Annotated in this window: 8 protein-coding genes and 1 riboswitch; all 8 genes read right to left on the bottom strand. The window is 39.0% G+C overall.

From position 1 onward, the window contains the following. Positions 1–38: 38 nt before the first annotated feature. A complete protein-coding gene (lpdA, locus tag PYW42_RS05960) occupies positions 39–1,445 on the bottom strand; it encodes a dihydrolipoyl dehydrogenase (protein WP_010816110.1) in 1,407 nt (468 codons plus the stop codon). Positions 1,446–1,452: 7 nt separating this feature from the next. Continuing rightward, entirely contained in the window at positions 1,453–3,072 is a 1,620-nt protein-coding gene (locus PYW42_RS05955) for a dihydrolipoyllysine-residue acetyltransferase (RefSeq protein ID WP_002357766.1), read from the bottom strand. Positions 3,073–3,214: 142 nt separating this feature from the next. Beyond that, positions 3,215–4,192 (bottom strand): alpha-ketoacid dehydrogenase subunit beta, encoded by a 978-nt coding sequence (locus PYW42_RS05950; protein WP_002357767.1) that lies wholly within the window; start codon positions 4,190–4,192, stop codon positions 3,215–3,217. Positions 4,193–4,194: 2 nt separating this feature from the next. Continuing rightward, the gene (pdhA, locus tag PYW42_RS05945; protein ID WP_002357768.1) at positions 4,195–5,310 is read right to left on the bottom strand and encodes a pyruvate dehydrogenase (acetyl-transferring) E1 component subunit alpha; all 1,116 of its coding nucleotides are present in this window, start codon (positions 5,308–5,310) and stop codon (positions 4,195–4,197) included. A 598-nt stretch (positions 5,311–5,908) separates the two neighbouring features. Then, complete coding sequence (gene mgtA, locus PYW42_RS05940; RefSeq protein WP_002388982.1) at positions 5,909–8,521, bottom strand: magnesium-translocating P-type ATPase; 2,613 nt, start codon at positions 8,519–8,521, stop codon at positions 5,909–5,911. A gap of 223 nt (positions 8,522–8,744) precedes the next feature. After that, positions 8,745–8,912: riboswitch (M-box (ykoK) riboswitch) on the bottom strand. A gap of 81 nt (positions 8,913–8,993) precedes the next feature. After that, a complete protein-coding gene (locus tag PYW42_RS05935) occupies positions 8,994–9,575 on the bottom strand; it encodes a TMEM175 family protein (protein ID WP_002389019.1) in 582 nt (193 codons plus the stop codon). Positions 9,576–9,745: 170 nt separating this feature from the next. Continuing rightward, the gene (locus tag PYW42_RS05930; RefSeq protein ID WP_002389169.1) at positions 9,746–11,359 is read right to left on the bottom strand and encodes a glycoside hydrolase family 13 protein; all 1,614 of its coding nucleotides are present in this window, start codon (positions 11,357–11,359) and stop codon (positions 9,746–9,748) included. Between the two features lies 1 nt (position 11,360). Next, positions 11,361–12,986 carry a glycoside hydrolase family 13 protein gene (locus PYW42_RS05925; RefSeq protein WP_002389254.1) on the bottom strand — a complete coding sequence of 542 codons (1,626 nt, stop codon included), beginning with the start codon at positions 12,984–12,986 and terminating at the stop codon, positions 11,361–11,363. Positions 12,987–12,997: the final 11 nt, after the last annotated feature.

Genomic DNA, 12,997 nt, shown 5'->3' with positions numbered 1-12,997 from the left:
AAGGCGCATTATATCTGTCGTGCGACAAAGTGATACTATTAAATATGAATTGGTAAACCTAAAGCCAATTCAGCTGTATCCATAGTGATTTCGCCCAATGATGGGTGTGGGTGGATTGTTAAAGCAATGTCTTCTGCATTCATGCCAGATTCAATAGCTAAAGCTAATTCAGAAATCATGTCACTTGCACCGACACCGGCAATTTGTGCACCGATGATGACATTGTCTTCTACAGTTGTAACTAAACGCATGAATCCTTCAGTTTTATCTAAAGAGATTGCACGGCCGTTACCAGCAAATGGGAATTTATAGCCTTTTGCTTCGATTCCCGCTTCTTTTGCTTCTGCAACAGTCATACCAACGCTTGCCAATTCTGGATCAGTAAAGGCAACAGCTGGCATTGCTTTGTAATCAACTGCAACTTTCTTACCAGAAATTGCTTCAGCAGCAATTTTTGCTTCGTAGCTTGCTTTATGCGCTAACGCAGCACCTGGTACGATGTCGCCGATTGCGAAGATGTTTTTCACGTTAGTACGTCCTTGGTTGTCAACTGGGATTAAACCACGTTCGCCAATTTCAACGCCCGCTTGTTCTAAGCCTAAGTCGTCTGTGTTTGGACGACGTCCAACAGTGACCATTACGTAATCTGCTTCAACACTTTCTTCTTTTCCGTTAACTTCATATTTAACAGTGACGCTATCGCCATTGTCAACAGCTTCTTTAGCCATTGCAGAAGTCACGATTGTTACGTTTTTCTTCTTGAAGTCGTCTGTGACAACTTTAACCATATCTTTTTCATAAGTTGGTAAAATTGATGGGCTACCTTCTAAAATTGTTACTTCTGAACCTAAGTTAGCATAAGCGCCACCTAATTCAGCACCGATGACACCGCCACCGATAATAACGAATTTTTTAGGAACTTCTTTTAAGTTTAAACCGCCTGTAGAATCTAACACGCGTCCGCCAAATTTGAATCCTGGGATTTCAATTGGACGAGAACCTGTTGCTACAATAGCATTATTGAATGAGTAAGTTTGTGCTGAGTCTGGGTGAATAACACGCAATGTATTTTCGTCAACGAAAAATGCTTCGCCTTCAATAATTTCTACTTTGTGTTTTTTCAATAACATGCCAACGCCGCTTGTTAATGATTTAACAACTGTGTTATCTTTCCAGTCTTGTGTTTTTGCAAAGTCTAATTTGACTCCTTTAGCTGTTACACCAAAAGTTGAAGAATCTTGTGCTTCTTGGTAATGATGTCCAGCAGCAATTAAAGCTTTTGAAGGAATACATCCAACGTTTAAACAAACGCCTCCGATGTATTCACGTTCGATAATCGCAACTTTTTGACCCATTTCTGCGGCACGAATTGCGGCAACGTATCCTCCAGGACCAGCTCCGATTACGACTGTATCTAGTTCAATGGCGAAATCTCCTACTACCATTTGTTAATCATCCTTCCATTAATAGTAATTCTGGATCAGCTAATAAGCGTTTAATGTTGTTCATTGCTTTTTGAGCAGTTGCGCCGTCAACGATACGGTGGTCAAAGCTTAATGATAATTTCATCATGCGTCCCACAACGATTTCGCCGTCTGCATTAACAACTGGTTCTTGTGCAATTGTACCAACGCCTAAAATAGCAACTTCAGGGTAGTTGATTACTGGTGTAAACCAGCCGCCACCGACTGAACCAATGTTACTAATTGTGATTGTACCATCACGCATATCTTGTGCAGTTAATTTGCCTTCGATAGCCAATGCTGCTTTTTCGTTGATTTCATCAGCGATAGCAAACATGCTCTTCGTATTAGCATTTTTAACATTTGGTACATATAAGCCATGATCTGTATCAGTAGCGATACCAATGTTAAAGTAATTTTTGTAAACAATTTCTTGTGCTGCGTCATCGATTGATGCATTCAAGATTGGGAATTTTTGAACAGTTGAAGTCAATGCTTTTACAACGTATGGTAAGAATGTTAATTTTGTACCATTTGCAGCAGCAACATCTTTAAATTTCTTACGGTGATCCCATAATTTAGAAACTTCTACTTCATCATGTAATGTTACGTGAGGAGCAGTGTGTTTGCTGTTAACCATTGCTTTAGCAATTGCTTTACGTGTTGGTGTCATTTTTTCACGTGTTTCCATTTCGCCTAAATCAGAAGTAAAGGCTTTTGGCGCTGCTTTAGGTGCAGCTGCTTCCGCTTTAGGTGCTGCTTCTGTTGCGGCAGCTTCAGTAGCTGGTGCTGCTTGAGAGCCACCAGAAACAAAGGCATCAATATCCGCTTTAATGACACGGCCACCTTTACCAGTTGCAGTTACTTGTGTAATATCAACGTCTTTTTCACGCGCATACTGACGAACAGATGGCATTGCTAAAACGCGTTTGTTTGGATCAGCGGCTGCAACTACGCCTGTTGAAGCGGCTGGAGCTGATGCTTCCGCTTTAGGAGCGTCAGTAGCTGGTGCTGCGGCTGCCGGTGCTGCTGAATTATGACCAGGTGCGTCAATTTCAACTAACACGTCACCCACATTGGCAACTGTTCCTTCTGGTACAACGATATTTTTTACAGTACCTGTTACTGGTGATGGAATTTCTTCTACTGATTTGTCATTTTGTACTTCTAATAATGAATCATCTTCATTAATTGTGTCGCCCGCTTTAACGAACCATTTAACGATTTCGCCTTCGGCAATTCCTTCACCGATGTCTGGTAATTTGAATTGGAAAAATCCGCCAGCTGCTTCGGTTGTTGGTACAGCAGCAGGTTGTGCTGGTGTTTGTTCTTGTGCAGGAGCTGCTGGTGCTGCATCGTTATCTTCGTGACCAGGTGCGTCGATTTCGATTAACACGTCACCAACGTTTGCAACTGTTCCTTCTGGTACAACGATATTTTTTACAGTACCTGTTACTGGTGATGGAATTTCTTCCACTGATTTGTCATTTTGTACTTCTAATAACGTATCGTCTTCGTTGATTGTATCGCCAGGTTTTACAAACCATTTAACGATTTCGCCTTCGGCAATCCCTTCACCGATATCCGGTAATTTAAACTGATAAGCCATTTTTTAAGTCTTCCCTTCTTCGTTGGATCTGTCTATTTTCTTAGGAGTAAAACGCGGGGAAACGACTATAGTAGCTGAACATTTCATGCCTATAGCCGTATTCCACCTGTTTAATTCTTCGTTTATCTACTTCGAATAACTATTAAAATTCGACGATTTCTCTAGCTTTTGCTTCGATATCTTTCGCATTTGGTAACCAGATATTTTCTGCTTGTCCGAATGGGAAGATTGTATCTGGAGCAGATACACGTCCGATTGGTGCTTCTAATGATAATACGGCACGTTCAGAAATTTCAGAAACAACCATAGCGCCAACGCCAGCTTGTTTTTGTGCTTCTTGAACGACAACCACACGGCCAGTTTTTTCAACAGAGTTAATAATTGTTTCCACATCTAAAGGAGCCACTGTACGTAAGTCAATGATTTCTGCTGAAATATTGTCTTTCGCTAAGCTATCAGCTGCTTTAATCGCTTCACGAACCATAGCACCGTAAGTGATGATTGATACGTCTGTTCCTTCACGAGTTACAGCCGCTTTATCTAAAGGCACTTCATAAGCTTCGTCTGGCACTTCCTCACGGAATGAACGGTATAATTTCATGTGCTCTAAGTAAACAACTGGATCGTTGCTACGAATAGATGAAATTAATAGTCCTTTTGCATCGTAAGGGTTTGATGGAATAACAACACGAACACCTGGTGATTGTGCGATTAATCCTTCTAAGTTATCTGAGTGAAGTTCTGGTGTATGAACACCACCACCAAATGGGGCACGAACAGTAATTGGCATATTACGAGTTCCCCCCATACGGTAACGCGTACGAGCCATTTGACCAACGATTTCGTCAAATACTTCAAAAACGAAACCAAAGAATTGGATTTCAGGAACTGGACGGTAACCTTGCAAGGCAAGACCGAAAGCCAATCCACCGATACCAGATTCAGCTAAAGGTGTATCGAAGACGCGGTCTTCACCAAATTTTTCTTGTAAACCTTCAGTTGCACGGAAAACCCCACCGTTGTTACCAACGTCTTCACCGAAGATTAAGACATTTTCGTCTTTCTCTAATTCAAGAGCTAAGGCATCTGTAATTGCTTGGATCATAGTTTTTTGTGCCATTTTTATTTCGACTCCTTCGCTTCATAAAATGCAATTTGTTCTTTAATTGTTTGAGGTTGAACTTCAAACATATTTTTCAAGAAATCAGAAACTTTTTGTTTTGGCGCTTTATCCGCTTCTGCAATCGCTACTTTGATTTCTTCTTTTGTTTTTTCAATAATTTCTTCTTCTTTTGCTTCAGACCATAAGCCTTTATCTGTTAGATATTTACGGAAACGAGTCAATGGATCTTTTTGTACCCATTCGTCATCCATTTCTTTTGAACGGTAACGTGTTGGATCGTCTCCAGATAAAGTATGTGGACCATAACGATAGGTTAATGTTTCAATTAAAACTGGACCATTTCCTGCAGCTGACCAATCACGTGCTTCTTTTGCAATTGCGTAAACTGCTAACGGATCCATACCATCAACTTGAATACCAGGAATTCCTGCTGCAACAGCTTTTTGAGCTAAAGTTTTAGCCGCTGTTTGTTTTTCACGAGGTGTAGAAATCGCAAAACCATTGTTTTGGATAATGAAGACACCGTTTGCTTGGTAAGCACCAGCAAAGTTAATTGCTTCATAGAAGTCCCCTTGTGAAGAACCGCCGTCACCAGTATAAGTGAAGACAACATTTTCTTTTCCACGTTTTTTCAATCCTAAAGCAACACCAGCTGCTTGGATGTATTGAGCACCAATGATAATTTGTGGTGGTAATGCATTTAAATCTTCCGCGTAGTAGTTCCCTGCTACGTGACCACGAGACCATAAGAAAGCTTCTCTTAATGGTAAACCATGTTGTACTAATTGAGGTACATCACGGTAACCTGGTAGTAAGTAGTCTTCTTTTTCCATTGCAAATTGACTTGCCAATTGGCTTGCTTCTTGTCCAGCTGTTGGCGCGAAGAATCCTAAGCGTCCTTGACGGTTTAATGCAGTAGAACGTTGGTCTAACACACGAGACCAAACCATGCGTGTCATTAATTCAACTAATTCCTCATCCGATAAATCAGGTACTAAATCTTCATTCACAATTTTTCCATCTTGATCCAAGATTTGGAAAGTTGGGAAATCAGCGTCGACTTTAGCCATTAGCTCTTTAAAGTCAATAGGTTTTTGTTTCTTAGCCTTTGCCATTTTGTCACACAATCCTCTCTATTACGTTTCTTTAATTTCGATAAAAGTAAAACAGAGTGCGAAACTGTATTACTTTTTATCGACTACACTTAACAAATTATCACTAAATTCGAAAAAGCGCAAGAAAAAAACTCTAATTTCTTCATTTTTTCACAAAAGAGCAAAACCGCATGTTTTTGCGGTTTAGTGATAATTTTCACAAACAAGAAAACGGTTTCTGTTCCACACTTCTTCTGTACTATTTTTCTCCTAACTGTTATATTCTATTTTGAAAATATTATATAACAGTTCTATTAATTCGAGCCCCCTCATCCCCGAGCTGGCTAGTAATCTGATTTCCGAACTTTGCGTTTTCATGAAAATTATCTTGAAAAAACCAAAAAATAAAAACCGTCAGCCGAGTAACCTACTCAGCATGCGGTTTTTTATTTTTTAGAGAACAAAGTTTTTTTCGTTAATTTTTATTTTTTTTGGCTCGTTTTTTTGCCAAATACTTTGCCTTAGGTTTTATCACGAACATTCATTGCTTAAAATCACCAAATTTTCGCAAAACGAGTAATACAGCTTAGCAATTTCTTTTCTCTTTCAGTAGATTTTACTAAATCCATTCCTTAGTAATTTTAATATATAAACGTTTAGCTACTTCAACAGTTAACATGTACGCAATGATGATTCCAAAGAACCATGGCCAGTAGTTAGCCGGAAGTTTCACAAAGTCAAAAACCTCTCTTATAGGCGTTGCTACAATTAGGAAACCGAGTAAAATTGCGCCTAAACTACTTAACATCACAGGCATTGACGCACGACTTTGAATGAATGGTATTTTCCGCGTCCGGACCATATGAACAACTAACGTTTGACTAACAAGTCCCACCATAAACCAACCTGTTTGGAATAAATGTTGAGTTGCCAAACTATTGGCGCTAAACACAAACCACATGACAAGATACGTTAGAATATCGAAAATACTACTTACCGGGCCAATACATACTGTAAATTTCGCTAGTCCGTTCGTTTCCCACCGAACAGGGCTTAATAACTCTTCTTCATCGACATTATCCCAAGGAATTGTCAACTGAGCCACATCATAAATCAAATTTTGAATCAAGAGTTGTAAGGAAAGCATTGGTAGAAATGGTAAAAAGGCACTGGCTACTAAAATTGAAAAGACATTCCCAAAATTGGAACTGATGGTAATTTTAATATATTTCATCATATTGCTAAATACTTTTCGTCCTTCAATCACACCAGATTCCAGTACATTTAAACTTTTTTCCAGTAAAATAATCGAGCTAGCATCTTTAGTAATATCAGCTGCAGTATCTACTGAAATGCCCACATCAGCTTTTCGTAATGCCGGTGCATCATTAATGCCATCCCCCATAAAACCAACCGTATGACCTTTTGCTTGTAGCAATTCAATAATTTTAGATTTTTGCATCGGATTTAATTTGGCAAATAAATTAGTTTCTTCTACTTGCGCCCGCAACTCTTCATCTGTCATTGCTTCAATTTGAGAACCTAATAACACATGGGAAACTTCAATGCCTACATCTTTACAGACTTTTTTGGCGACAATGTCATTATCGCCCGTTAGCACTTTCACGTTGACACCATGTTCATGTAAGGAGCGAATAGCGCTGACGGCTGACTCTTTTGCTGGATCAAGAAAACCCATAAACCCAATCAATGTCATCTCTTTTTCATCTTCAACTGAATAAACTGCTTCTTTATGGACATCTTTTTTTACAGCTACCGCTAACACACGCATCCCTTGTTTGTTCATTTGAACATTCACTCGGCGTAGTTCTTCTCGTACAGCAGTGCTTAATGGTACAATTTCGCCATTAATTTGCGCATGCGTACACACTTCTTCCATTTCTTCCACGGCGCCTTTCGTAATCATCAATTGATGATCATCTGCATTTACGACAACCGTTAAGCGGCGTCTGGAAAAATCAAAAGGAATTTCATCAATTTTAGTGACATTTTTAAACGGCGTTTTCCATTGATGCTCTTCATAAAAATTAATAACGGCAATATCCATTAAATTTTTCCAACCTGTTTGATAAGAAGAATTTAAGTAGGCTAAATTTAGAACCTCGTCACTCAAATCACCTAATGGATTCAAATGTTGAACCAAAACTACACGATCTTCGGTAATCGTTCCAGTCTTATCTGTACAGAGCACATCCATACCACCCAAATTTTGGATAGCCGCTAATTCTTTAACAATGACTTTATGTTTCGATAAGGATAATGCACCCTTGGCTAAGTTACTCGTAACAATCATTGGCAACATTTCTGGTGTCAAACCAACTGCAACGGCAATCGCGAAGAAAAACGCTTCGCCCCAAGCACCTTTAGTTAAACCATTAATCAAGAAAACGATTGGAAACAAAATCATTACCATTCGTAATAAAAACTTACTGACTTTTGCTAAGCCTAAGTCAAAACTAGTTTTTCCTCGTTGTGTTGTAGCATTTTTAGCAATATCACCAAAAAATGTATGTTGCCCAGTTTTTAAAATAATCGCTTTTCCTTGTCCACTCAAGACATCTGTACCCATAAACACTAGGTCTTGCATATCTAATGCAGAAACCTCTGTTTGTTGACGATCCACACCTGCATCCACAAATTTTTCGACAGGCATGGATTCGCCTGTTAGCGACGATTGATTAACGAATAAATCTTTGGTCCAAATCAACACGGCATCTGCAGGAATCATGTCTCCTGTAGCTAAAGTTACAATGTCTCCTGGAACAATTTCGTCCATTGGAATTTCTTTCGTAATCCCTTCCCGTGTCACTGCAGCGGTATTTTCAATTAATTCTTTTAAATCCAAACTCGCTTTTTGAGAACGATACTCTTGTATAAAAGCAATCAAGACACTGGCTAAAATCATCACGCCCATCACGATAGCGGCTTCGAAATCTTTCGTTAAAGTTGAAACGACCATCAATAAGGCTAAGACATAGACAAACGGATCTTTGAATGCACTTAAAAATAAAATAATTGCTGGGGTTGGCTTTTGTGCAGAAACTTCGTTTGGTCCAAATTCCTCTAATCTTTTTTCGGCATCTTCATTCGAGAGTCCTTTTTCAGATGTCCGTAATTCCATCATTAATTCCCGTTCAGAAAGCAACGCCAATTTACGTAATTCTTGATCTTTGGTGGCTTTTCTCATATCCATTGTTTTTTTGTTCATCATTTTATTTTCCTCCAAGGTTGTGGTCACCTGCCGAAAAGAGCGCTAAAATCTTCTCCTTTCGTTGGTGACTGTATTTTGTTTCTCTGTTCACTTCCAGGGTCTTCCATGACAGTCATCCTTTCTTTTTCTTATTTATACTTCCAGTGAATAATTGCTTTTTTGCCAAACACACAAAAAAGGACCTACTCAACAATAGAGTACGTCCCAAAATACCATCTTTAAATAAGATTCTCTATCGTTGAGCTTTAGCACTATAGGGCGTAGATAACATGTATCAGCTACATTATGAATAACCTTCACGATTATTCCTGTTCAACCAACTAAGGGTCTCTCGATCCTTTCGCGGCAGCAGCATTTGTCCAAATAGGAGCCTCACCTAACAATTATTCAGTTTTTATCCACTTCTTATAATAGAGGAGTTTGACATTCTTGTCAAAAGATTTATGATTTTTTTGTTATAAATAAAAAATAACTACTTTAAAATCCCCTTTATTTCTGCTTTTCGCTCAGGAATAAACCACATGACTAAAACAATCGTATCAATAATCAGGACAGCGATTGGCGCTACTAGTTTGCCTACAATCAACGCAATAATATTCAACACAATCGAAAGCGTTAATTTTGGATAGTGGCCGAACAAACGTTGTACTTCGGATTTGGGCCCATTTGCCTGAATCAATGCCCGCACCACTAGATAATAAGCAACATCAGCTCCTAATACTAATAAGCCATACAAAGCTTGTGGCGGCCAAGAAAATGGATGTTCACCTACCCAGCCAGTAACAAACGGGAAAAACGTCAACGTCAAAATTAGAAAATTATTCATCCAAAGGACACGTCCATCAATTTTACGGACACTTTGAAATAAATGATGATGATTGTTCCAATAAATCAATAAAGTAACAAAACTAATTAAATAAATAATGATTTTGTGTCCAGATTGAGTCAGAGCAGACCAATCTGCTTTTTCAGGAATTTTTAATTCTAAAATTAATAACGTTAAAATAATCGCAATGACTGCATCTGTAAATGCTTCTACACGTGTTTTCGGCATCATTTCCCCCTACTTTCATAAAAATTAAATAACTTACCCAAAGTAAGTATAACGCATTTCTGTAAAAATTCAATTATTTATGAAGTCTCTCGGTTGTTGAAGTTCCTAAAAACGAGTGCAAGAGCCCCACTTAAAAGTAAGCCTCTTGCACTCGTTATAGAACAAATCAGTTATTGGAATACGCCTGCCTGATAAGGTGCTAACTGCATCCGTTTCTTCACCGTAAAATCTTGATTCCCTAATAATTGTTGCCACTTTCTGCCTAGTAATTTATTCGACAAGTCAAATTGGCACTTTTCTCCACTTAAATTGACAATCACTAACGCTGTTGCCTCAGTTGTTTTTCTTAAAAAAGCAAAAACAGACGGATGATTGGGCGCTAATAGTTCAAACTGTCCATCTGTAAAGACCGGATTGTCTTTCCGCAACGCAATTAACTTTTTATAATAATTCAACACGGATTGCGCATCCGTTTCTTGGTCAGCCACATTTATTTCTTTGAAATTGGGATGAATTGCTAACCACGGATGCCCCGAGGTGAATGAACTTGCCTCTTGACTCGTCCACTGCATAGGCGTACGCGAATGGTCCCGCGTCCAATGCGCCACTTCTTTTAATGCTTGTTTCGCATCGTAGCCACTTTCTATAAGCAAACGATAATGGTTATGAGAATCTTTAGCATCTAACTCGTCAATCTGTTGAAACGGATAATTAACCATGCCGATTTCCTGTCCTTGATAAATAAACGGTGTTCCTCGCAAGAGCAAGGCGATTGTTCCAATCGCCTTAGCAGAATGAGAGGTTTCATTGCCTAAAATTGAATTGATTCTGGGATTATCATGATTTTCTACATATAATGCATTCCAGCCTTCTGTCCCTAAATGCTTTTGCCAGCGAGCCATTACTTTTTTATAGCCTAAAATATTTAACCGTTCTTCTCCTGGCTTTCCTTCTCGAACATTGTGCTCTAATTCAAAAATCATATTCAGATAGCCCGCATCATTGGTCCATTCCACCGCTTTTTTACTTGAAACGCCACTAGCTTCCCCCACTGTCATGATGTCATACTCAGCAAAAATAGCTTTCAAATCTAGCATATAGTCTTCAATGCCTTTTACATTCATAAATGGAGCCCACGGATTCGTGGTAATTTTAAAATCCCAAAGTTCTTTTTGGATATGACTAATCGCATCCAATCGGAAACCATCAATTCCCAAATCTAACCACCAGCGAATCATCGCATAAATCTCTTCACGAACTTTAGGATTTTTCCAGTTCAAATCAGGTTGCTCTTTTGCAAACACATGAAAATATGCTTGCTTTGTACCCGCGTCATACGTCCAAGTCGAGCCACCAAAAAAGCTTTGCCATTCATTCGGCATACGATCTGGTGTCGCATCGGCCCATAAATAATACTCACGATACGGATTATCTAAACTTTTTTTCGCTTCAACAAACCACGGATGTTGATCACTTGTATGATTGACCACTAAATCAAGAATAATCTTCAAACCTAATTGATGCGCTTGGTCCAAAAGTTCTTGAAAATCTTCCATCGTACCAAATTCTGGCTGAATCCCTTGATAATCCGCAATATCATAACCATTGTCAACGTTTGGCGAAGTGTAAATCGGATTTAACCATAAAAAATCGACCCCTAGTTCTTTTAAATACGGTAATTTCTCAATAATTCCCTGCAAATCACCAATGCCATCCCCGTTGCTATCTTTAAAACTCCGAGGATAAATTTGATAACCGACAGCATTTTTCCACCATTGTTCCATCTTATTGACTCACTTTCACAACAAATGCTTGCCAAGGCGCTAACGAATAGTCTGCTAAAGCAGTGACATCTGTCGGCATATTTTCAATCATTACTTGTTCTACATGAACGTCTGCAGAAAATGGCTGAACTTTGTCAGAAAAGTTTGTTACAACAAGCCAGCGTTCCTCACCATAGGTACGATAAAAACTGATCACTTCGTCCACTGTTTCCAGCAATTCAAAGTCGCCCCAAACAATTAAAGGATGTTCTTTTCTCAAACGAATCATTTCTTGGTACGTATAGAATAGTGAATTTTTATCTGCCAAAGCAGCAGCGACGTTAATCGTTTGATAATTGGGATTAACATCAATCCAAGGTGTACCAGTCGTAAAGCCCGCATTTTTTTCAGCGGTCCACTGCATAGGCCGGCGTGCATTATCACGACCTTTAGTATTAATTTTCAGCAAAATTTCTTCTTTAGAATATCCTTTTTCTAGATACTCATGGTACATGTTAATCGTTTCGATGTCCCGCGCTTCACGAATATCTGTAATCGGCGTATTGGTCATACCAATTTCTTCCCCTTGATAAATATAAGGTGTGCCTTTCATCATGTGCAGTAAAATAGCGAATAACTTACTACTTTCCAACCAATGTTCCTGATCATTTCCCCAACGTGAAATCATTCTCGGTAAATCATGGTTATTCCAAAATAAAGAATTCCAGCCATCATTTCCTAATTCTGTTTGCCATTTTGCAAAAACCTGTTTCAACTTGGCAACTTCCATTGGCTGAAGGTCCCATTTTTCTTTACCTGGTTGTTGATCCAAGCTCATATGTTCAAACTGAAAAATCATAGATAATTCATGACGCTCTGGACTAGAGTACATTTTTGCAATTTCAGGTGTGGCCCCCCATGTTTCACCCACAGTTAACAGCTCTTTGCCTCCAAATGTCGCGGCGTTCATTTCTTGTAAATAACGATGTAAATGAGGTCCATTCGCGGTGATCTCTTCTCCTGGAATTTTACCCACTAAGTCAATTACATCTAAACGGAAACCGCCAATTCCTTTATCAATCCAAAAATTCATCATCTCGTAAACCGACTGACGCATTTGTTGGTTTTCCCAATTTAAATCTGGTTGTTTTTTACTAAACAAATGCAAATAGTATTGCCCACTCGCTTCATCAAACGTCCACGCCGAACCCGAAAAGGCAGATTTCAATCGGTTAGGCACACCGCCATCTGAAGCAGGATCAGCCCATACATAATAGTCTCGGTAGGGATTCTCCTTGCTTTTTTTCGCTTCAATAAACCAACGATGTTCATCTGACGTATGGTTAACCACTAAATCCATAATAATTTCAATCTTTCGCTTTTTCGCTTCCTCAATTAGACGATCCATATCCGCCATCGTCCCAAACTCTGTCATAATCGCTTCATAATCAGAAATGTCATAACCATTGTCATCATTGGGTGATTGATAAACTGGTGATAACCAAATAGCCCCAATGCCTAACGTTTCCAAATAATCCAATTTTTCAATAATTCCTGGTAAATCTCCAATGCCATCTCCACTGCTATCCTTAAAACTGCGAGGATAAATCTGATAAACCACGACTTCTTGCCACCAATGTTTTTCCATTCTTCTTCACA

Source organism: Enterococcus faecalis (assembly GCF_029024925.1).
GTDB classification, from domain to species: domain Bacteria; phylum Bacillota; class Bacilli; order Lactobacillales; family Enterococcaceae; genus Enterococcus; species Enterococcus faecalis.
This window is presented reverse-complemented; position numbering and strand designations above follow the sequence as displayed.

Excerpts from the sequence above, each read along its gene's own strand:
- lpdA (WP_010816110.1), bottom strand. The coding sequence starts at position 1,445 with ATGGTAGTAGGAGATTTCGCCATTGAACTAGATACAGTCGTAATCGGA.
- PYW42_RS05955 (WP_002357766.1), bottom strand. The coding sequence starts at position 3,072 with ATGGCTTATCAGTTTAAATTACCGGATATCGGTGAAGGGATTGCCGAA.
- PYW42_RS05950 (WP_002357767.1), bottom strand. The coding sequence starts at position 4,192 with ATGGCACAAAAAACTATGATCCAAGCAATTACAGATGCCTTAGCTCTT.
- pdhA (WP_002357768.1), bottom strand. The coding sequence starts at position 5,310 with ATGGCAAAGGCTAAGAAACAAAAACCTATTGACTTTAAAGAGCTAATG.
- mgtA (WP_002388982.1), bottom strand. The coding sequence starts at position 8,521 with ATGATGAACAAAAAAACAATGGATATGAGAAAAGCCACCAAAGATCAA.
- PYW42_RS05935 (WP_002389019.1), bottom strand. The coding sequence starts at position 9,575 with ATGCCGAAAACACGTGTAGAAGCATTTACAGATGCAGTCATTGCGATT.
- PYW42_RS05930 (WP_002389169.1), bottom strand. The coding sequence starts at position 11,359 with ATGGAACAATGGTGGAAAAATGCTGTCGGTTATCAAATTTATCCTCGG.
- PYW42_RS05925 (WP_002389254.1), bottom strand. The coding sequence starts at position 12,986 with ATGGAAAAACATTGGTGGCAAGAAGTCGTGGTTTATCAGATTTATCCT.